This window comes from Xanthomonas sp. 4461, from assembly GCF_024806475.1.
In the GTDB taxonomy this organism is placed as follows: Bacteria; Pseudomonadota; Gammaproteobacteria; order Xanthomonadales; family Xanthomonadaceae; genus Xanthomonas; species Xanthomonas arboricola_F.
In genome coordinates, this window is record NZ_JANTYV010000001.1 from 1484296 (window position 1) to 1504810 (window position 20515).

18 protein-coding genes are annotated in these 20515 nt (G+C 56.3%); 7 read left to right on the forward strand and 11 right to left on the reverse strand.

What is annotated here, in order from left to right; translation table 11 throughout:
• Positions 1 to 11: 11 nt before the first annotated feature.
• The 4 genes from rfbD to rfbB are packed head-to-tail and all read right to left on the reverse strand — an operon-like array spanning position 12 to position 3459.
• The gene (gene rfbD, locus FHY19_RS06330) at positions 12 to 920 is read right to left on the reverse strand and encodes a dTDP-4-dehydrorhamnose reductase (RefSeq protein WP_259163086.1); all 909 of its coding nucleotides are present in this window, start codon (positions 918 to 920) and stop codon (positions 12 to 14) included.
• Positions 917 to 1477: a dTDP-4-dehydrorhamnose 3,5-epimerase gene (rfbC, locus tag FHY19_RS06335; RefSeq protein ID WP_259156513.1), complete on the reverse strand. Its 561-nt coding sequence runs from the start codon at positions 1475 to 1477 to the stop codon at positions 917 to 919. The genes rfbD and rfbC overlap by 4 nt, the downstream gene beginning before the upstream one ends.
• Positions 1474 to 2361 (reverse strand): glucose-1-phosphate thymidylyltransferase RfbA, encoded by an 888-nt coding sequence (rfbA, locus tag FHY19_RS06340; protein WP_259156514.1) that lies wholly within the window; start codon positions 2359 to 2361, stop codon positions 1474 to 1476. Before rfbA ends, rfbC begins: the two co-directional genes overlap by 4 nt.
• Positions 2362 to 2391: 30 nt before the next feature.
• Positions 2392 to 3459 (reverse strand): dTDP-glucose 4,6-dehydratase, encoded by a 1068-nt coding sequence (rfbB, locus tag FHY19_RS06345; RefSeq protein ID WP_259163087.1) that lies wholly within the window; start codon positions 3457 to 3459, stop codon positions 2392 to 2394.
• Positions 3460 to 3689: 230 nt separating this feature from the next.
• Between rfbB and FHY19_RS06350 the strand changes: the two genes are divergently transcribed.
• The 7 genes from FHY19_RS06350 (at position 3690) to rffA (ending at position 9402) form a co-directional block, all read left to right on the forward strand.
• Positions 3690 to 4436 (forward strand): electron transfer flavoprotein subunit beta/FixA family protein, encoded by a 747-nt coding sequence (locus tag FHY19_RS06350; protein ID WP_259163088.1) that lies wholly within the window; start codon positions 3690 to 3692, stop codon positions 4434 to 4436.
• A complete protein-coding gene (locus tag FHY19_RS06355; protein WP_259163089.1) occupies positions 4436 to 5377 on the forward strand; it encodes an electron transfer flavoprotein subunit alpha/FixB family protein in 942 nt (313 codons plus the stop codon). The genes FHY19_RS06350 and FHY19_RS06355 overlap by 1 nt, the downstream gene beginning before the upstream one ends.
• A 175-nt stretch (positions 5378 to 5552) precedes the next feature.
• Positions 5553 to 6464: a glycosyltransferase family 2 protein gene (locus FHY19_RS06360; protein ID WP_259156517.1), complete on the forward strand. Its 912-nt coding sequence runs from the start codon at positions 5553 to 5555 to the stop codon at positions 6462 to 6464.
• Positions 6461 to 7255: a GNAT family N-acetyltransferase gene (locus FHY19_RS06365; RefSeq protein ID WP_259156518.1), complete on the forward strand. Its 795-nt coding sequence runs from the start codon at positions 6461 to 6463 to the stop codon at positions 7253 to 7255. Before FHY19_RS06360 ends, FHY19_RS06365 begins: the two co-directional genes overlap by 4 nt.
• Before the next feature lie 4 nt (positions 7256 to 7259).
• Positions 7260 to 7628 carry an EamA family transporter gene (locus FHY19_RS06370; protein WP_115555341.1) on the forward strand — a complete coding sequence of 123 codons (369 nt, stop codon included), beginning with the start codon at positions 7260 to 7262 and terminating at the stop codon, positions 7626 to 7628.
• Position 7629: 1 nt separating this feature from the next.
• The gene (locus FHY19_RS06375; RefSeq protein WP_259156519.1) at positions 7630 to 8253 is read left to right on the forward strand and encodes a class I SAM-dependent methyltransferase; all 624 of its coding nucleotides are present in this window, start codon (positions 7630 to 7632) and stop codon (positions 8251 to 8253) included.
• Between the two features lie 18 nt (positions 8254 to 8271).
• A complete protein-coding gene (rffA, locus tag FHY19_RS06380) occupies positions 8272 to 9402 on the forward strand; it encodes a dTDP-4-amino-4,6-dideoxygalactose transaminase (protein WP_259163090.1) in 1131 nt (376 codons plus the stop codon).
• A gap of 85 nt (positions 9403 to 9487) precedes the next feature.
• Here the strand turns inward: rffA and FHY19_RS06385 are convergent, their stop codons facing one another.
• The 7 genes from FHY19_RS06385 to FHY19_RS06415 are packed head-to-tail and all read right to left on the reverse strand — an operon-like array spanning position 9488 to position 20482.
• Entirely contained in the window at positions 9488 to 11551 is a 2064-nt protein-coding gene (locus FHY19_RS06385) for a hypothetical protein (RefSeq protein WP_259156524.1), read from the reverse strand.
• A 1-nt stretch (position 11552) separates the two neighbouring features.
• Positions 11553 to 12473, reverse strand: coding sequence for an NAD-dependent epimerase/dehydratase family protein (locus tag FHY19_RS06390; RefSeq protein WP_259163091.1), 921 nt, complete (start codon positions 12471 to 12473; stop codon positions 11553 to 11555).
• Entirely contained in the window at positions 12451 to 13485 is a 1035-nt protein-coding gene (gene gmd, locus FHY19_RS06395; RefSeq protein WP_259156529.1) for a GDP-mannose 4,6-dehydratase, read from the reverse strand. Before gmd ends, FHY19_RS06390 begins: the two co-directional genes overlap by 23 nt.
• 43 nt (positions 13486 to 13528) lie before the next feature.
• The gene (locus tag FHY19_RS06400) at positions 13529 to 17185 is read right to left on the reverse strand and encodes a glycosyltransferase (protein ID WP_259163092.1); all 3657 of its coding nucleotides are present in this window, start codon (positions 17183 to 17185) and stop codon (positions 13529 to 13531) included.
• On the reverse strand, positions 17185 to 18471 hold the full coding sequence (locus FHY19_RS06405; protein WP_259163093.1) for an FkbM family methyltransferase: 1287 nt from the start codon (positions 18469 to 18471) through the stop codon (positions 17185 to 17187). Before FHY19_RS06405 ends, FHY19_RS06400 begins: the two co-directional genes overlap by 1 nt.
• Positions 18471 to 19691: an ABC transporter ATP-binding protein gene (locus FHY19_RS06410; RefSeq protein ID WP_259156534.1), complete on the reverse strand. Its 1221-nt coding sequence runs from the start codon at positions 19689 to 19691 to the stop codon at positions 18471 to 18473. The genes FHY19_RS06405 and FHY19_RS06410 overlap by 1 nt, the downstream gene beginning before the upstream one ends.
• Positions 19688 to 20482, reverse strand: a complete 795-nt coding sequence (locus tag FHY19_RS06415; RefSeq protein WP_259156535.1) for an ABC transporter permease — start codon at positions 20480 to 20482, stop codon at positions 19688 to 19690. Before FHY19_RS06415 ends, FHY19_RS06410 begins: the two co-directional genes overlap by 4 nt.
• Positions 20483 to 20515 lie beyond the last annotated feature (33 nt).

Below are 20515 nucleotides of genomic sequence, written 5' to 3' on the forward strand. Positions count from 1 at the left end.
GGGCGCTGCCGTCAACGATTGGCCGCAGCCAACTCTGCAATCACCTGCTGCAAGCCGGCCTGCCATTGCGGCAACACGATGCCAAAATCGTTCTCCAGCTTGTCGACCGACAACCGCGAATATGCCGGCCGCTTCGCTGGCGTCGGGTAGTCCGCTGTGGTAATCGGCACGACACGCGGCGCACGCGCCAGCAAGCCCGCCGCGACGGCCTGATCGAAGATGGCCTCGGCAAACCCGTGCCAACTTGTCTGGCCCGCCGCCGTCAGGTGCCAGGTCCCCGACGTACTGTGACTGCGCTGACGCAGCAACTGCGCGGTGACATTGGCAATCAAGGCAGCAGGCGTTGGTGTACCGATCTGGTCGGCCACCACCCGCAATTCGTCGCGCTCTGCACCCACGCGCAGCATCGTGCGCAGGAAGTTGGCACCATGCGAGGCATACACCCAGGCAGTGCGCAAGATCAAATGTTGGGCGCCCGACTCCCGGATCGCCTGCTCGCCAGCGAGCTTGGTTTCGCCATACACGCCCAGCGGCGAGGTGTGCGAGTCTTCGCGATAGGGCGCGCTGCCTTGCCCGTCGAAGACGTAATCGGTGGAGTAATGCACTAGCGCCGCACGATTGGATGTACACCAAGCCGCGATCGCGCCGACAGCGTCCGTATTCACTCGTCTGGCCGCGAAGGGATTTGATTCCGCACCATCCACCGCAGTGTAGGCAGCAGCATTCACAACACAAGACGGAGCCAGCCGGTCGAGCACGTTCTGCAAACGCCCCGGATGATCCAGATCGGCAGCCACGCATGGTCGCCCGTCGGCGAGCACACCATCACGGGTTGCAAACTGCAGCTCGGCAACTCCATCGAGCGCACGCTGCAGCTCGCGGCCAAGCTGTCCGTTCGCGCCCAGCAGCAAAATGCTCATGGTGAGCGATAGCGCGGAAGCTGCTCAACGGCAACCTGATCCAAAAACGGTGCATCCGCATCCTTTTTCGAAAGGATCGGGTCAGTGATCGGCCAATCGATTGCAAAGCGCGCATCATCCCAGCGCAGCCCGGCATCGGCTTCTTTCACGTAGACGTCGGTACACAGGTAATTGAAGACCGCGGTCTCCGAAAGCACTGCGAAACCGTGCGCAAACCCCTCGGGAATCCAGAATTGCCGGCGATTTTCGCTGCTGAGTATCACCGCCTCCCATTGGCCGAAGCTGGGCGAGCCGACGCGGATATCCACGGCAACGTCGTACACCTCGCCCTCCAGAACGCTGATCAGCTTTCCCTGCGGGCGGGGCCATTGATAGTGAAGGCCGCGAATGACGCCTTTCCCGGAGCACGACACATTGCTCTGGACGAACTGCATGTTGAGCCCATGTTGCTTGAACCGCTCGTGATTCCAGGCCTCGAAGAAGAAGCCACGATCGTCCGCATGGACTGCGGGTTCGATGACGTAGCAATCGGCCAGTGCGGTGGCGACGACTTTCACGACTTGGCTCCTCGGAGGGCCAGCTCCTTGAGATAACGCCCATACCCGTTCTTGAGCAGAGGGGCAGCCAGTGCCTCAAGTTCGGTGAGGTCGATCCATCCTTGGCCGAAGGCGATTTCTTCCGGGCAGCAGACCTGCAGACCCTGCCGCGCCTGGATCGTTTCGATGAAGTTGGATGCTTCGTGTAACGACTGGTGTGTTCCTGTGTCCAGCCATGCATAACCGCGCCCGAGCGCCTCCAGATGCAGGTCGCCCTCGTCCAGGTAGCGTCGATTGAGATCGGTAATCTCCAGCTCGCCACGCGCTGATGGCGTCAGCTCCGCCGCATATTCGGCAGCTCTGCCGTCGTAAAAGTACAACCCGGTAACCGCGTAATTGGAACGGGGCACAGCCGGCTTTTCCTCGATACCCACAACTTTGCCGTCTGCATCGAACTCTGCCACTCCGTATCGCTCTGGATCGTTGACCCAATATCCAAATACGGTTGCGCCATCGCTGCGCGCATCGGCTCGGCGCAGCATCTCCGTCAGCCCGTGACCGTGGAAGATGTTATCGCCCAATACCAGGCAGCTCGGCTTGCCGCCGACGAAATCGCGGCCGATCAAATAGGCCTGCGCAAGGCCATCGGGGCTTTGCTGCACGGCATACGAAATCGACATCCCCCATTGGGAACCGTCACCAAGCAGCGCCTTGAACAGCGCCTGCTCATGCGGCGTATTGATGATCAACACCTCCCGAATCCCGGCGAGCATCAGAACGCTCAACGGGTAGTAGATCATCGGCTTGTCGTACACCGGCAGCAACTGCTTGCTGACACCTTTGGTAATGGGATAAAGGCGGGTACCGGAGCCCCCGGCCAGGATGATGCCTCGACGTTGCGTCATATGGTTCTCATAGATTGGTAGAGGACATGCTCATTCCTGAGTGTCGACCATGCCACCCAAACGTTGCATGCGATAAGTTCCGTCCAGGACCCCATCGACCCAGTCCTGATGCGCCAGGTACCACTCCACCGTCTCGCGGACACCTTGTTCGAAGGTGTATCGGGGTTCCCATCCCAACTGTTCCTTGAGCTTCGACGCATCGATTGCATAGCGGCGGTCGTGGCCAGGTCGATCGGTGACGTAAGTGATCTGGCTTTCGCGCGACCTACCGTCCTGACGAGGGCGCAGCTCATCGAGCAGGACGCAGATGGCGCGCACCACTTCGATGTTCTGCCGCTCGGAATTGCCGCCCACGTTGTAGGTTTCGCCCGGCTTACCCTTGGCCAAAACCGTCCGGATCGCTTCGCAGTGGTCACTCACGAACAGCCAGTCGCGCACCTGCTTGCCATCGCCATAGACCGGCAGCGGTTCACCGGCCAGCGCCTTGGCGATGACCAGTGGAATGAGCTTTTCCGGAAAATGGTACGGACCGTAATTGTTCGAACAATTGGTGGTCAGCACCGGCAAGCCGTAGGTATGGTGAAACGCCCTTACCAGATGGTCCGACGCCGCCTTCGATGCGGAATACGGCGAGTTCGGGGCATACGGCGTGGTTTCGGTGAACTTCCCGGTCTCTCCCAACGTGCCGTAGACCTCGTCGGTGGAGACGTGCAGAAAGCGGAAGGTGTCCTTTGGCCCGGGAGGCAACGTCTTCCAATGATCACGCACCGCTTCCAGAAGCGCGAGCGTGCCGACTACGTTGGTTTGAATGAACGCTCCAGGCCCGTCGATCGAGCGGTCCACGTGGCTCTCGGCGGCAAAGTTCAGCACCGCATCGGGCCGATACTCCTCCAGCAGATTGGCGACCAACTCACCATCGCCGATGTCCCCTTCGACGAACACGTGATTCGGGTCGTCGGCGATTGACGCCAGCGTGTTCAGATTTCCAGCGTAGGTAAGCGCGTCCAGATTGATCACACGCATGCCACGCGAGACGGCTTCCAAAACGAAATTGCCGCCGATAAAGCCGGCTCCGCCGGTTACAAGCCAAGTTGCCACGATCCGTCTCTCCTAGTCGCGCGGTCGACCGCGCTCCGCTTTTCAAGCCGCACAGGATATACGCTGCAACGGGTTTGGTCCGGCGTTGAGCAGTGCACGCCCTTCGACCCTGCTGCACCGCACCACCATACGCCATCGCATGGTGCCGTCGCCCCGGTTAGAATAGCCGCACTCCCGAGCCTGCCGCCGCGGCCGGGCCTTCCCGCAATAGCTGAAGGATCTCGTACACGATGAAAATCCTCGTCGCCTACAAGCGCGTGGTGGACTACAACGTCCGCATTCAGGTCAAGCCGGATGGCTCCGGCGTGGTGACCGACGGCGTCAAGCTGTCGCCGAACCCGTTCGACGAAATCGCCCTCGAAGAAGCGTTGCGCCTGCGCGATGCCGGCATTGCCACCGAGGTAGTCGTCGCCACTCTCGCCCCGGCCGATGCCGCCGCGCACCTGCGCAATGGCCTGGCCATGGGTGCCAACCGCGCCATCCACGTGGTCACCGATGCGGCCATCCAGCCGCTGACTGCTGCACGCGCCCTGCTGAAGCTGGTCGAGAAGGAGCAGCCCGATCTGGTGATCCTGGGCAAGCAGGCCATCGACGATGACGCCAACCAGACCGGCCAGATGCTGGCCACCTTGTGGGGTCGCCCGCAGGCGACCTTCGCCGGCAAGCTGGTGGTTGCCGATGGCAAGGCCACGGTGACGCGCGAAGTGGATGCCGGCCTGGAAACGCTGGAAGTGGACCTGCCGGCGGTGATCACCACCGATCTGCGCCTGAACGAGCCGCGCTTCATCAAGCTGCCGGACATCATGAAGGCCAAGAGCAAGCCGATGGAGACCATGGCCTTCGCCGATCTGGGCGTGGACGCGCACGACAGTCTGACCACCACCCACTACGCGGCACCGGCCAAGCGCAGCCGCGGCGTGATGGTCAAGGACGCCGCCGAGCTGGTGGCCGCACTCAAGCAGAAGGGGTTGCTGTAATGGCCAAGATTCTTGTCGTCGCCGAACACCTCAACGGCCAGCTCAACGCGGCCACCGCCAAGACCCTGAGCGCCGCCCTGGCCGTATCGCCCGAGTCGATCGACGTGGTGGTGCTGGCCGCCGATCCTGCGGCCGTTGCCGCCCAGGCCGCTCAGTTGGGGGGTGTTGCCCGCGTGCTGACGGTGACCAACGCTGCCAACGAACACGCCGTCGCGCAGGTGCTTGGCCCCCAGATCGCGCAGCTGGCCGGTCAGGGCTACACCCATGTCTTCGGCCCCTCCACCACCTTCGGCAAGGACCTGATGCCGGTGGTGGCCGCGCTGCTGGGCGTGAACCAGATCTCCGACCTGATGACGGTCGAAGATGCGTATACCTTCAAGCGCCCGATCTACGCCGGCAATGCCATCATCACCGTGAAGGCGCCGGCCGACCAGATCGTGGTGGCAACCGTGCGCAGCGCCTCGTGGCCGGAAGCGGCTACCGGCGGCAGTGCGACCGTTGAGGCAGTCACTGTCGATGCAGCGCTGCCGACCCATACCCGCTTCGTTGGCCTGGCCGCAGGCAGCTCCGATCGCCCGGACCTACAGAGCGCCAAGCGGGTGGTCTCCGGTGGCCGCGGGGTCGGCTCGGCCGAGAACTTCCAGCATATTTACAGCCTGGCCGACAAACTCGGTGCGGCCGTGGGTGCCTCGCGCGCCGCAGTGGACGCCGGCTACGTGCCCAATGAGCTGCAGGTCGGACAGACCGGCAAGATCATCGCCCCGGAACTGTACGTGGCAATCGGCATCAGCGGCGCGATCCAGCATCTGACCGGCATCAAGGACGCCGGCACCATCGTGGCGATCAACAAGGACCCGGAATCGCCGATCTTCGAGATTGCCGATATCGGGTTGGTGGGGGATTTGTTCACCTTGCTGCCGGAGCTGGAAACGGCTCTTTGAGCAGCGATTCTGCGTCGGAGAAGTACCGATCACTCGGCTTTAAAACTGATCACGGCCGGTGCCCGATCCATGCGGGCACTCGGCGAAATTCTAGGGGGAATGTTTGCCTGCTTACTTTGAATCACGACCGCCTGCCACACCTTTGTCCTCAGCAACGAGGCCAGAGGTTTCGGTCGTGTCGCCCATTTATGGCTGTAAGGATTGCCTCGAGCTTCTTGTAGAGCGTATCGAGCAGGCGCTTGCTCCGATAGCTTCAAGTTACGAAATCATCTTGGTGGATGATGCAAGTCCCGATGGCGCTTGGTCGCGTATCAGTGAGATCGCCCAGCATCGGGAATCGGTCATCGGGGTTCGACTGAGCAGAAACTTCGGGCAGCACGCCGCGATCACTGCGGGACTTGCCATCTCCAAAGGCTTGAAGGTCGTCGTCATGGACTGCGACCTGCAGGATCGCCCGGAAGAAATACCCAATCTGCTCGCCGCATTGCGCGGCGATACCGAGATTGCTCTGGCTCAACGTGTGCAGCGTCAAGACAAGGCCTTCAAACGCGCAGGGTCATTCGCCTTCTACAAATTTCTGGGATGGTTGACGGGCGCAACATACGACCACACCACGGCGAACTTTGGTGCTTACAGCAGAAAGACCGTCGACGTCATCATTGCAATGCCGGAGCAGGAACGGTTTCTGCCGATGCTGGTTCGCTGGACAGGCTTGAAGACTGCGCAAGTACCGGTCACTCATGAGGCCAGGGATGCAGGCAATAGCGGGTACACATTGCGTCGCCTCCTGAGGCTCGCAGCCAGCATCGCACTCTCTTACTCGGATAAGCCACTTCGCCTGGTGGTTGGGGCGGCCTTGATCTTCGCGCTGCTATCGATCGGAGTCGTGGCTTTCAGCATTTCTCGCTACTGGGTCGGCGACACGCAGGTAGCTGGATTCACAAGCATCATAGCCTCCGTCTGGCTCATTGGAAGTGCAATTCTGGCGAGCGTAGGCGTGTTGGGACTTTATGTAGGACGCATCTTCAGCAGCGCCAAACAGCGTCCTCACTACGTGATTTCTACGACCACGGATCACCAGCCGTGAACGAGCCAGTTGTTTTTTCGGGCATAGAGACGGATCGTTTTGGATTAAGGATCGGGCGTACTCGATTGGAATCTGATATCGGGATGTCCGATCGCATCGCCCAATCGATCGGCGAACAGATGCTGGATATCACCGTACTACGCGTGCCTGCCGGCGCACACACGACGGTTTCCGCATTGGCAGACAGCGGATTTCAAGTACTCCACGCGGACACGCTCGTGTACTACCGCCTGCCCCTGCCCGTCGACAGCTCGTCCACGCCGGTCGGTACAGGAGCCGAGGTCGTGTTTCGGCTTGCGGATGCCTCCGATGTAGCAGAGCTGCAGCACATTGCACGCGACGGCTTCGGTGGCTACCGCAGCCACTACAACGCCAATCGCAGACTACCGCCGGATCAGATCCTTGAGGGATACATCCAGTGGGCCTGTGCCTACCTGGCTGCTGGCCAGACAGACCGCTTTACCTGCCTGGCGGTATCCGGAACAGACGCAGCCGGCTTTCTCACGTGTTCAATCGACAGCAAGATCCAGCAGTGCGAGGTTGTCCTCAATGCAGTCCACCCTGCGCATGCGGGCAAGGGAATCTATACCAAAGGGCTGACCTGGATCGCCGCATACGCGTACGAAAGAGGCTGTAAAGAGCTGATAATCAGCACTCAGGTGTGGAACTACCGGGTGCAACAAGTGTGGGCGCGCCTGGGCTTTTCCCTATTCAACGCTTACGACACCTACCACGTGATGCCATCGAAGTCGGCATCAGCGCTATCCCTTACAACACACGGCCTCTCCTGATCTTATGAGCTACGTATTCATTGCCTTGACAATCCTGCTCACGATCTACGGCCAGCTCACTTTAAAATGGCAAGTCGGCTTAAACCCGGACTCTACCATTGCCGGCAGCAACTGGCGTGGCATCATCATGCTATTGCTCAATCCCTGGGTGATCAGCGCTTTTGCAGCAGCATTCGGGGCGTCGCTGTGCTGGATGGCGGCCATCGGACGGATGCCGCTCAGCAAGGCCTACCCCTTCACTTCCCTGAGCTTTCCGATCGTTGCAATTCTCTCCACGTGGGCGTTTCGGGAAACCATGGACTGGCATAAGATCGCCGGGACGATTCTGATCATTGCAGGAGTCATCGTAGTCTCACGATCAGCTGGAGCGTAAAATGGCTCAAAAAACGGATGGTTTGCACGCTATTCTCTCTGCACCGAGTATGTACAACCTACTTCAAACCGCCTTGGGAGCGGAGAAGGCCCGTAAGCACTTTTCCAACGATCACATTCGTGCCAAGCCTGGTGATGTAGTGCTGGATATCGGCTGCGGAACCGGGGAACTGCTCTCTCATCTGCCCCAAGGCATCGACTACCACGGTTTCGACTTGTCGATGTCCTACGTGGAATCGGCGAGGCGAAACCATCCGAATCGGGGCACCTTCGAGTGCATGGATATTGCAGACTATCGTCCGCCAAGCGACGAACCGTCTGCAGACCTCGTACTGGCAATGGGGGTGCTACATCATCTGGATGATGAAGTTGCGTCCAAACTGATTCAAACAGCTTACGAACGCCTCAAACCAGGCGGAAGATTCATATCGATGGATGGGACGTTGATACCTGATCAATCTCCCATCGCGCGAAAGCTGGTCTTGAAAGATCGCGGGCAGAACATTCGTACGCCCGACAATTATGCAGGCATAGCGCGCCAGCATTTTTCTCGGGTCGAATATCGGATACGCACAGATCTGCTCTATGTTCCTTACACTCACTGCATCCTAGAGTGCGTCCGCTAGGATTACCCGGAGATTTTTTTGATCCCGTTCAACAAACCATTCATGACCGGCGGCGAGCTTGAAAACATTGCAGCCGCTCATCGTGCGGGCCATCTTTCCGGCGATGGTCCGTTTACCAAAAAATGCCATCAGCAGCTGCAGGAAATCTGCGCAGTCCCCAAAGCGCTGCTGACACATTCTTGTACTGCTGCACTCGAAATGGCTGCAATCCTGCTGGACCTGAAACCTGGCGATGAGGTAATCCTTCCATCGTTCACGTTTGTATCTACGGTCAACGCGTTTGCGCTACGCGGCGCCGTGCCAGTCTTCGTAGATATCAGACCAGACACCCTCAATCTGGATGAGGCTCAGATCGAATCTGCAATCACTGCGCGGACAAAGGCGATATGCGTGGTCCACTACGCAGGCGTGGCATGCGAGATGGATACCATCATGGAGATCGCAGCACGACATGGCCTGCCGGTAGTCGAGGATGCGGCACAGGCCATCTACTCGACCTATCGGGGCCGTCCCTTGGGCGGCATTGGTGACTACGGCTGCCTCAGTTTTCATGAAACCAAGAATGTGATCTCTGGTGAGGGCGGCGCGTTACTTGTCCGTGATCCAGCCAATGCGGAACGTGCCGAGATCATTCGTGAGAAGGGCACTAACCGTAGCCGCTTTCTACGTGGCCAAGTCGACAAGTACACCTGGGTCGACCTCGGATCTTCTTATCTCCCGAGCGAACTGATAGCCGCTTTTCTCGCTGCACAATTGGATAGTGGCCAGGAAATTACCCAGCGCAGGCTTGGAATTTGGGACAGATATCATGCTTGGGCACATAAGCATGAGCAGGCAGGCGTGCTACGCCGTCCAGTTGTCCCGGATAACTGCGATCACAATGCCCACATGTACTACATCCTATTGCCGAATTTGAGCGCCCGCACAAGCTTTATTGAAAAGTTGCGAAATCTAGGTGTTGCCTCTGTATTTCATTACGTGCCGCTGCATTCATCACCAAAAGGAAAGGAAATTTCCCGCAGTCATGGTGACCTTGCGGTCACAGAAGACATTAGCAGTAGACTCGTCCGCCTACCGCTCTGGGTTGGCCTTGAGGCCCACATTCAAGAGGTAATGCAGGCGGCGGACGCCGCTTTAGCTTCCATATGATTACAACAATTTAATCTGCGCCAGCACATCGAGCAGGTGGGCAACCAAGTGCCCACCTGCCCTACGTCAGCAGGCTGGATCTAATTTAGCTCTCATCAGCAGACGATAAGGGAGTCAATGTAACCCCTTTATATTCCAAGCTTCCAACTCCATTGGCGTATGTCCGAATTTCCACAATTTCGGCAGAACGCTCTAATGTGAAATCAAGGACGCGACTCTGATCAGCGCTTGCCTTGATCGGCATAATTGCAAGACGCGAAGTTGCGCTATTGCTCACAACGTCAACGACGCCCACTTCTACTCCATTAGCTGCATCCACCGTCCTTAAATGGAACTCGGCGCGGTAACGACCTTTGGGCAAGTGAATGTAAGGTCCATACGCGATGAAGCCGACTTCACCCCTCATACTTATTACCGCCTTTTTCCCTTCATCCCAATGACCCTGGTTATACATTGCTCCGGGGGTGGCACGATAGGTGACCGGGCTCTTAAAATTACGACTCCAGTTTGGCAGCACTGCTGCGACATTCTTTGAATATACGAATGCGGTTAAATTTCCAACTGGAATTTTCCTCTCTTTCTCACCCATCAATGTACGCATAACATCCCAATTCACCTTTTCCGACTCTGCCTTATCCAGCAGGAGGAAACTGGGCCCGCTCCATGTTTCGGCTTCGTACCATCGATTTGACCCTAGATGACGCATGGGAATTGGCAGGCCGTCGATAATGAGAATCTGACGAACTTTCGAATCACCTTCGCTAAGTACCGTATAGACTCCAGAGTTCCAATAGCTGGCGTAACCATACTTCAGCTGATTACTTCTCAGGCCCGCGACGATGTCTGCATGATCATTGGAACGAGCACGGATCGGCATAGCTTCCTTGTTTGGCCGAACCACACCATTGGAAATCAAAACAAGCATCGTCGAAACTATGAATAAACCCTGTAACGGCCTCCCAATCCGCAACGGTGCCGTATATAAAATTACTACACCCAAAATCACAGACGGCGCGAGATATCTAGCCGAAGTAACCGGGTCATTCATGTCTGGAATCGTGGTCGCCACATAAAGAAAAAGGCATCCAAATGCCTGGACGACCGTAAAAAGCACGATGAATCTGACAGAAGCCGAATCATCCCGCACCCTGTGATAGATCACTACGGGCACCAATATGATCAACGCAACACTACATAACAGCCTCAGGGCTTGGTACACGCCAGCCACTGAAACCACCTCTGCCCCAGTATCCGGGATACCGCCAAACATCCCCATCAACCCCTGGAAAGACTCAACCAAGTTATGAAATCCGCCGTCATAACTAAGCCACCGTGCCGAAGCCACCCCATTATTATTCTGGACATTCAAGATGACCCACCAGCTAAGTAGCGCACCACATACCGTACCGAGAATAATCGCAAGGTACACAACAGCTGTTGCACGCACTCGCTGACGAAAGAGCGCCCCCCCCCAGGAAGATAATAGATGGCATGCGACGGAAAACGCTAGGGGCAGGGTATATGAAATAACGGCTCGCTGCGGATTATTCCAAGTTGCAAGCGTTACCAAACCCAGAAGAAGCAATCCATTTAAGGCCAGCGCATGACCTTCACTGCAAAGCGTTCGCCAAGTCAACAATATCAGCAGTCCGGCCAATAATAGCACCGCGCCATAGGCAACCTGCCCGAAAATATTCTCGGAGAAAGAAAGTGAAACACCGCCCACTATGACGGCGATCGTAGCAATGCGCTGCCACTTGACCGTTGAAAGGAGCGCGGTCAGCTTCCACAAGGCAATCAATATTGCAAGCGAGAAGCACAGACCGGAAACAGCGTGAAGTACAAAGCCGTTCTTGAAAAAAAGAAGTAGCGGCAGTATCAGGACCTGACCAAAAACAATCATCAGGTCTCTATTGGCATAGTTCCACTCAGGAGGAAAAAAGCGGCCCGTTTCAAGCATTTCCTGCGCCAGGAGATTCTTGGTCGACGCGTCAGTGTGGAAAGTATTTTGATAACCGAAGAACAGGTAACCTATCAAAACTAATAAATTGAAGACCAAAAAGGCCGATGCAGCCCCAGTCAGCAGCCTTTGAGACTTCGGCCTCTGCACATATGCAGACATGCTCCGACAAAATTTCTCAATTTCCATACTACCCCTCCCTCATATCCTGATCTCCATTGGGCGCTTCGAGCATCCATCGCAGAGTTTCCTTCAGGGGTCTTGCTGCTATCGCACCAATCACTTTCTTCAGCTTGCCGCCATCACCCACCAAACGGCGGACATCGTTTGGACGAATAAAGCTCGGATTCACCCGAACATCTAAAGAGTGTCCGGATAGACTCTCCAACGTCAGAACCACGTCATTCAAGGATGTCTCGACCGCCGAGCAAACGTTGAACACGTCGCCATTTCCAACCATTGGCAACAATGCAACATACGTGTCAACCACATTCCTTACGTCGTTGAAATCACGTATGACGTCCAGATTTCCAAGCTCAATGAAATCTGATCTCCGTTGAAAATGCGAAACAATCTTTGGCAGCAGGTACTTTTCGTCCTGCCCTCTGCCTGTGTAATTGAATGGGCGCACGATGGTCATCGCTAGTTGCCCGCCCCATAACTTAGCCATGTATTCCATCGATAACTTGCTGACAGCGTAGTCATTCTGAGGATTGACAGCAAAGCTCTCGTCGACATTACCCTCGACGTTTCCATACACATTGGCGCTGCTTGCCAATACGGTGTGTTTAGGACGATGAGCGAGAGTAGCAAGGGCGCTCAGAAGGTTTCGCGTACCCAATACGTTGATGTTGTAAATTTCATCAACGTCATCGTGCGCAACAAACGCCTTAGCGGCTAGATGCAGAACGTAATGCGGCTGCGCCATAAGCGCAGCCTCGAGTACTTGTTGCTTTTTGGTAAGATCAACGTCGGCATCCAGTCCTTTCCCCCAGCCGACTACCCGATAACCGGCATCCTCAAGTGCGGCACACGCATATCGTCCGGTAAACCCCGATGCACCGGTCACTAAGACCCTGAGTGGAGAACTAGAAAGAGAAGCCACGCTCATTCCTTCGCAAATCCGCTTCGACCATCATCTGACACAGTTCTTCCAACGTCGTCTTGGGAGTCCAACCCAGCACCGCCCGAGCTTTGCTTGCGTCACCGACCAACAGATCGACTTCCGCCGGGCGATGGAAGCGCGGGTTGATGCGCATCACGACTTTCCCATTGGACTGATCAATGGCAACTTCATTTTCGTCGTTGCCACGAAACTCGACGTGCATTCCTGCGCCCTTGAAAGCCATTCGTACAAAATCTCGCACAGTTTCAGTACGATTGGTTGCCAGTACAAATGTGTCCGGCTGATCCGCTTGCAGCATTCGCCACATCCCTTCGACGTACTCCTTTGCAAACCCCCAGTCACGCTTTGCATCCAGGTTTCCAAGCTCCATACACTCCAGTTTTCCAAGCTTAATCTTGGCAACCGAGTCTGTAATTTTGCGAGTCACGAATTCGCGTCCACGCAACGGACTTTCGTGGTTAAACAGTATTCCACTGGAGCCAAAGATGTCGTAGCTTTCCCTATAGTTCACCGTCAACCAATGCGCATATAGCTTGGCCACACCATATGGACTACGGGGATAGAAGGGAGTTTCTTCAACCTGCGGAATAGCCTGCACCTTACCAAACATCTCCGAGGTAGATGCCTGATAAAAACGAATCGAAGGATCAATGAGCCGAATCGCCTCCAGTAGATGCAGTGCTCCCACACCGGTGATTTGCGCGGTCGTGGCAGGCTGCTCGAAGCTCACACCGACAAAACTTTGAGCCGCCAGGTTATAGATTTCATCCGGCCGCACCTTACTAACCAATGCAAACGTTGCACCTTGGTCGGTCAAATCGTACTCAACCAAGTGTAGATTTGCATGGGACGCGACCCCCAGCTCCTCCATTCGCCAGAAGTTTACCGAACTCGTTCTACGGAAAGTGCCGTACACCTCATAACCCTTCTCCAATAGCAACTGCGCCAGGTAAGCGCCATCTTGACCACTGATACCGGTAACGATCGCTTTTTTCATTTACATACTCTCTTAAAGTAAAAACTCATTTTTTGGATATTATTTAACTGGACCGAGACAGGAAGGAAGCGTCAACTCTCTGGGAGCACAATGCACGAATTATATTCGACAGCCGTCGCCCCAACCGCGAGTATCGATGCGCTTCGCGCCATTTCAGCGCTACCTGGTTGCTCTCGTCCAACAGCCTGGAATTCTCTACTATCGCTGCAAGCCCTGAAGCCAGGTGCGCCGGGTCCGTGCCTGGCAAGCGAACGACCGCGTCGCCAACATCGTCAAAGATGGCAATTGGTGTAACTGCGACTGGCCGGGTGGTCGCCAAACCGTAACGCACTGCGGCGCTCGATGATTCCGCAGTGCCCTGATACGGGAATACAATCAGGTCAGTGTCATGTAACAATTCAAACGAAAGCGCTTCCGGCAGATAGTCCATGTGAAATTCCACTCTTTCAGCCAGATCTAGACGGGAAACTAAGTCACGTAATTCCACGGCAAGCTTCTCAGATTCACCGACTGGATATATGGCATTAACCATTCTCAAACTTACGTCGTGACCCCGCGCCACCAGCAATGCGACCGCCTCAATTAGCTGCGGCAGCCCCTTATGTGGAAGGCAGAATCCGTATGACCCCAAACGGAATCGACGCCCGGTCGTTTTTTTTGTCCCGGCCGGCACGACGGGTAGATCAACGATTCCATGCGGGAAAATTGCAACATTATCCACAAGCCCAAGCACTTTAAGTCGATTGAGATCACTTACCGAATGCACCAAGATTCTGTCACACAGACGTAACGCATCAACCAACATGGCTAACTTACGCTCTGGAACGTGCACAGGATCCTGTGTCGCATGCATCATGACTACAATGGCGCGTCCCGCTCGTTTCTGTGCCTGCAGGAGACGACTCAGCGCCTTGAACTCGAAGAAGCCGTACTGAAACTGAAGTACCACAACCTCGGCATTGACTGCGTGGAGTGAAGCCTCGAGTCCCAACAAGTCATCTGGGGCCGAGGAATCCCAGCAGCGGTGGACATTCATTGCATCGGGCTCAAGCTGATCAGTTGCATGAGGAGAAAGGATATGTACTCCGTAACCGAGATTGCCGATGAGATGCTCGGAGTAGCTTGCAATGCCGCACTTCGTTTTCCACGAGCTGACCCAAGCTGTCACTGGCGCGCTACGTCGAGGCGGGCTGGCGGCAATCTGGCGCACAAGGTTTTCGGTCCGCGCAGCGACGTTTTCCCATTGGAACCGCTCTGAAAGCAACGCCTGAGCTTTTTTAACCTTAAACATTCGCTGTTCGTCAGGCAATCGGTGAAGCTCTCGCATGATCTCTGCAAGATGGTCGCGATCAGGCTCCGCCCACACTGAGTTGAACATCCCGAAATGGCTCTGCGCCCTTTCAAACGAGTAGTCCACTAGCCAAGCGGTTTGTTCGTTGCAAAAATCCAGCTGCCCCCCCCAACCAGTCGTAATCACCCCTAGACCCGACATCATGGCTTCCGCCATCGGCAGCCCGAATCCTTCCGCCCGACTTGGCGCAACTAGGACATGCGATGTCTCATATAATCTTTTCAAGCGAGGCTCAGAAAGATCTTCTTCGATGATGCGAACATCGGGAAAATCCTCACGCGCTCCACGCGCCTCTTCTACCCAACGCCTAATTTCGTTATGCGGATTCGCGAAGGTTTTAATTACCAGCGTTACGTCATCACTGCTATTGAACGCATCACCGAATGCCTTTAGCAACACATCCGCACCCTTACGCGGGAAACACGAAGAGACATGCAGGAAACGAAATTTCTTGCCCTCGCACGGATATGATTTATCACTATGCACGCGCGTCCAATGATCGACCCCTGCTTCGCCCACAGAGATGGGGATGCTTACTCCGCTGTCGATCAGGATCTTTTCGACATGGTGCGACAGTGCGCTTATCCCTTGCAGTGCGTCGTTGAAGGCGTCGGCCCACTCCCAAGGGAACTCGGATTCTTCCCACGCGTAGTCGTGGAGCAGATTGAACCGCGAGCGCATGTCCGCAACGCGGGGCGGATACAACAACCTGCTGCTGACATCCGCCTCTGCCGGCGGCAAAGCAGGCTCGCGCGCATGCAGTTGCGCGACATCCTGCCTGGAAGCGAGAAACTGGGCATCCGCCGCGAAGTCGCCCGGCCCTTCGGTCGAATGTAGAGCGACGTCGTTACCACGCTCTCTCAGCGCCAATGCCAATTCACGATTGACCAGAGCCAGGCTGTAACTGCTGTCAAATGGCCCCTCGACACGCCACCGCAACCGGAGGGGAAGATCGCCGTGGTAGCGATGCGCTTGCAACGCAGTGACCTGATTCTCTGCAATCGCTGCAGCGACATCGACCAGATCTTGCTGAGCCGGTGTTGCAGCGTCGCTGCCAAGCGCCGCGATCTCTTTAACCAACTCCGCCTCACCACGCTCCACTGTCTGTACCGCAACTGGCCACAGCGGTGTGTGTACCAGCGCTTCGTGCCTGGACTCGAAGGCCTCCAACGCGCGGCGCGCACTGGCATCCCAAGAAAACTTGCCGGCTTGCTCCGCGGCATGCTCACGGAGGCTCTGCGCAAAAGCTTCGTCAGACAAGACGCGCAACATGCTGCTCCTGATGGCTTGCACATCGCATGGGTCGAACAACGCATCGCTGCGACCAATTACCTCGGGCACACTGGTCAAGGACGACCCTATGGTCGCGGTACCGCAGGCCATAGCCTCGAGCGCCGGCAACCCGAACCCTTCATAAAGCGAAGGAAACACGTATAGCTCGGCTGCCGCATACAGGAGCACCAGCTCCTTGTCAGAAACGTAACCGGCAAACACGATGCGATCTTCGGAAAGTCCATAACGGCGCGCAAGCAGCTGTAGCCGCTCCTGTTCGAGCGGGGGAAGCTTGCCGGCTATCACCAATTGGCAGGCGCGGAGCTTTTCGGCAGGAAATCCGGCAAACGCCTCGACAAGCCGACCGGCGTTCTTACGGCTATCCATCGCGCCGCTGTACATTACATAGCGATCCTGGATCCCGTGGCGCGATAGGAGCGCTGCCCGCTCTTCATTCGACAAGACGTGTGGACGAAATATTTCGGAGGCAGCGGACGAAATATTGACAACACGCTGCACGTCCAGTCCCAGTGACTCGATTGCCTCGGCACGTGCGTGCTCGGAGATCGCGAGCAAAAGGTCGGCCCGCTTCAATGAGGCGATCTTGGAGCTGTACCAGTCTTTGACCCATTCGGCTGCAAGATACTCGGGATTGTGCAAAGGGATCAGATCGTAGAGCGTGGCAGCAGTCCTGACCCCAGACTGATGACCGATCGACGTCACCACCTGATCCTGAGCTCCTTCGATCATGCTCGATACATGCACCATATCCGGCAGCAGGTCGCGCAAAAATGCTTCACGCACACGTTCAGCAGCCTCTCGCCGCCAGGTATTGCAACCCTCCTGCCAATGGGTAGGGGCTGGGGTAGTGAAGGAGACTATCCGCGACTGCGGAAGCAGTCCGTCGAACACCTCGCGCAACTCGTCAATCCCAGGCATGTGCCCATTTACGGCAAGCCAGAACTCGTGACCCTTGCCGTTGCGCACCATGGCCTGAGCCAATGCGGCAGAGTACCGCCCAATTCCCCTAAAGCGACTCTCGCTCTGCACGCCCTGCATGTCGATGACGATACGCATCAGCGCTTCCTCTCCGCCATCGCCTGCTCAAGTTGGATAAGGATCCGATTGGCACGGGGCGAGAGCTGCGCTCGCTTGAGGGCATTCGCAGGCAGACCGTCGACAGAAACCGCTGAGGGCCCCATCTCGACCGCAAGCCCGGCGCGAACGGCGAACCGCTTCAATCGCAACATCAGTGCAGGCTGCTTTCGCAGAACGGCCGCGAGCGGCTTTTTGATCGCGGGGCGGATCAGAGCGAAGCGTATCGCGCGCATAAGCAAGCGCCGCGTCCTGCGCTTAGATGCACTGACCAACAGCTGGGCGCTTTGGCGCAAACCAACACGCAAAGGCACAGTCAATCTCCAGCTCCGGCTGGACTTGATCAGGGAAATTTCAGACCGCATCTCTTCCGCCGTATGCCACCAGTAATGCGCCACTCGCTCGCTTTCGCGCAACGTGTCTCTCGTCTCGGCCAAGGCGATGCGCGATGAAGCTACCTCACGCTGAGCGAAAACCAATTGATCGTTGACGCTAGCGATTTTTTCACCGAGCTCGGTAATTCGGTCACGTGTGGCATCGAGTTCCAGCGCGAGCTTCCTGGCTTGCTCGCCGCGCTCCCAATCGGCGTACCTGACAAATAAATCGAAGCAATTGGGCGGCACCGCAAAGCGTTCGGAAAGATCGGCATGTTCCCGCGCAAGATAGAAACGGTTCAAACCGTCGAAATAGACTTCGTCATATCCCGCATCCAGCACGAGGTGGGACCACTCGTGCGACACGTCGGTCTGGGTGTTTGGCATCGTTGATTCGATGACCACCACCCATGGCCTGATTTTCGAAAAATCCATCCCACGCAGCACCTCGCCTTCGGCACCCTCCACATCGATCTTTAGAAAGTGAACCGTGCTCAGCGCAGCCTGCTCAATGACATCGGTCAAGGTCCGCATAGGCACGGCGGTTTCGGACACCCGCGCTCCTTGGGCGGCATAGTCTCGCGCCATGGCGGCGTCCATCGTGGACAGACCGGTGTCGAGCACCCGATAAAATGTCACTTCGCCTGAGCTTGCACCGACTACAACCGGAAGGTTGATGTCGTCGGGACGATCCACGGCCAACAGCGCATGCCACTCCTCCACGGGCTCAATGTTGATTCCGCGCCACCCCCGTTCATAAAACGCTCGCGTGACAGAGTCGTGGATTGGATGCTGGGCTCCTACATCGACATAGACTCCGCTCTCCACCCCGGAAAAAGCACGGTGGAGAATAACGTCTTCAAAGTTCTGCGCGTAGCTGATAAACGTTGACATCAGCGCAGCACCTCGATTACGGGAGGAATCCAAGCAACACCGACAAAGTTTGGGCTATTTGCATTGATTACCGAAAATGTCAACGCCAGTTCCCGCCATTCGTAGTTGTTGACCAAATGGGTTTCGGTGCTGACCAAGGCAGTGGCGACAGAATAGCTGCCAGGACCCAACGCAGCGCTGAAACGAACCTCGTACTCGACGAGCTCCCCTGCGCGCAGTTGCCCAAGTGGCTGTTCCGTATAGTGCGTGTTCGTACCGAAAACCGCTTGCCCCAGACGATCCTTTATCATGTATCCGAGCACAAGACGCTCAATGTCCGCATGCACTCTGACGCCTACGCGCAGCGATACCTGCTGTCCAACCTCGACGACCTCCACAGGCATTCCGGCTTCGTTGAAAAGCGCGATCGAATCGACCGTCGCCTCGCGCGAGCCCGACACCACTTGCTCTCGCCCGGACGCATGCTTATTCACTACCAGCGAGGCATTCTCCCGTTCGGCAATCAGGGCGTTGTAGTAATCCATGACGTCGTCCGGCGCTGCATCCAATAGCACTTTTCCAGAATCGAGCAGAATGGCGCGGTCACAAATCGCCTGAATCGCCGAGCTATCATGGGAGACCAGCAGCAACGTGGTGCCGAGGTCACGGAACTCGCGAATCCGCTTGAACGACTTGTGCTGGAAGTAAGAATCGCCTACCGAAAGCGCCTCATCCACAATGAGTATGTCTGGTCGGAACGCCGTTGCGACGCTGAAAGACACCCGCATTTGCATACCGCTAGAGTAAGTGCGCATCGGCTGATCGAAATATTCGCCAACCTCGGCAAATTCTTCGATCGCAGGCATGGCAGCTTCGATTTCAGCATGACCATAGCCCATCAACCCTGCAGAGTGATAAGCATTTTCCCGGCCTGTCAGGTCAGCATTGAACCCCATCCCCAGTTCCAGAATTGCCGCAATCTTGCCGGTACAGACAACTGAACCTTCGGTTGGCCTAGTTGTTCCGGTAATCAACTTGAGCAACGTGCTCTTTCCTGCACCGTTATGACCGACGATGCCAACGGTCTCGCCGGAAGCAATCGAAAAACTCACACCGCGCAATACCCAATGCTCCTCCGCTGGTCGCGTCGGCACACCTAACCACGACGCGACACGCGCCCACTCGCTACCCCACCGTCGATATGCCTTTCCAATGCCATCTACGGTCAACATGCCACTCATAAGACATCCACCATTTCAGGACTTGCCTTTCTAAACATTAGTAAAGCAAAACTCATCAAGAGCAGGGCGGCAATCACCAACCACCCTAAACCCGCCCACTCTGGCGGCTTACCAAATACCAGAACATTCTGGTAGCTCGTGATCAGTGGATAAAGCGGGTTCAACTTAAAGAAGTGCTGCACCGAAGGCGGCAGGATGTTTACGTTGTAGACCACAGGAGTAAGCCAGAAAAGCGCTTGCAACACTACTGGAACGACTTGCCCCACATCACGCATAAAGACGTTCAATATTCCCAGAACCATGCCAATACCTAGACCCAAGCAAAGGGTTATTAGCATCAGCACAGGCAGCCATAGGGCCTGAATATCGGGTACATGCCCCAGCACGGCAAATACGCCAAATATCGCAACACCCAGGAGTGCATTATTTACAAGCACACTCCCTCCTGCGATGAAGGGCAGACAGATTCTCGGAAATGCCATTTTCTTCATCAGGTTACCGCTTTCAATGAAGAGGTTGAGGCATTTTCCAAGTATCTCGGCGAACAACGTCCAGCCAAGCGTGCCCGCCATCAAGTAGAGAGCGTAGGCATATTTGTTATCGATGCCGGGCAGCTTCGCCGCCAGCACCTCCGACAGGATCAGCGCAAAGATCAACACCTGCGCCAGAGGATGGATAATCATCCATAGCCCGCCGAGCTTGCTGCGAATGAAGCGCAACCGCAATTCGTTGCCGATCGAGGAGAATACGAAGAAGCGGTAGCGCCAGAGCGCCAGAAGCATGTTTTTCACTTGGATGTCCGTTCGTTACAGATGAGGCAAGCG

What these genes read in the sequence shown, in the direction of transcription:
- FHY19_RS06355 (WP_259163089.1), top strand. Translation starts at nt 4,436, where the DNA reads ATGGCCAAGATTCTTGTCGTCGCCGAACACCTCAACGGCCAGCTCAAC.
- FHY19_RS06390 (WP_259163091.1), bottom strand. Translation starts at nt 12,473, where the DNA reads ATGAGCGTGGCTTCTCTTTCTAGTTCTCCACTCAGGGTCTTAGTGACC.
- FHY19_RS06405 (WP_259163093.1), bottom strand. Translation starts at nt 18,471, where the DNA reads ATGTCAACGTTTATCAGCTACGCGCAGAACTTTGAAGACGTTATTCTC.
- FHY19_RS06350 (WP_259163088.1), top strand. Translation starts at nt 3,690, where the DNA reads ATGAAAATCCTCGTCGCCTACAAGCGCGTGGTGGACTACAACGTCCGC.
- FHY19_RS06400 (WP_259163092.1), bottom strand. Translation starts at nt 17,185, where the DNA reads ATGCGTATCGTCATCGACATGCAGGGCGTGCAGAGCGAGAGTCGCTTT.
- FHY19_RS06370 (WP_115555341.1), top strand. Translation starts at nt 7,260, where the DNA reads ATGAGCTACGTATTCATTGCCTTGACAATCCTGCTCACGATCTACGGC.
- gmd (WP_259156529.1), bottom strand. Translation starts at nt 13,485, where the DNA reads ATGAAAAAAGCGATCGTTACCGGTATCAGTGGTCAAGATGGCGCTTAC.
- FHY19_RS06375 (WP_259156519.1), top strand. Translation starts at nt 7,630, where the DNA reads ATGGCTCAAAAAACGGATGGTTTGCACGCTATTCTCTCTGCACCGAGT.
- FHY19_RS06385 (WP_259156524.1), bottom strand. Translation starts at nt 11,551, where the DNA reads ATGGAAATTGAGAAATTTTGTCGGAGCATGTCTGCATATGTGCAGAGG.
- rfbA (WP_259156514.1), bottom strand. Translation starts at nt 2,361, where the DNA reads ATGACGCAACGTCGAGGCATCATCCTGGCCGGGGGCTCCGGTACCCGC.
- FHY19_RS06410 (WP_259156534.1), bottom strand. Translation starts at nt 19,691, where the DNA reads ATGAGTGGCATGTTGACCGTAGATGGCATTGGAAAGGCATATCGACGG.
- rfbD (WP_259163086.1), bottom strand. Translation starts at nt 920, where the DNA reads ATGAGCATTTTGCTGCTGGGCGCGAACGGACAGCTTGGCCGCGAGCTG.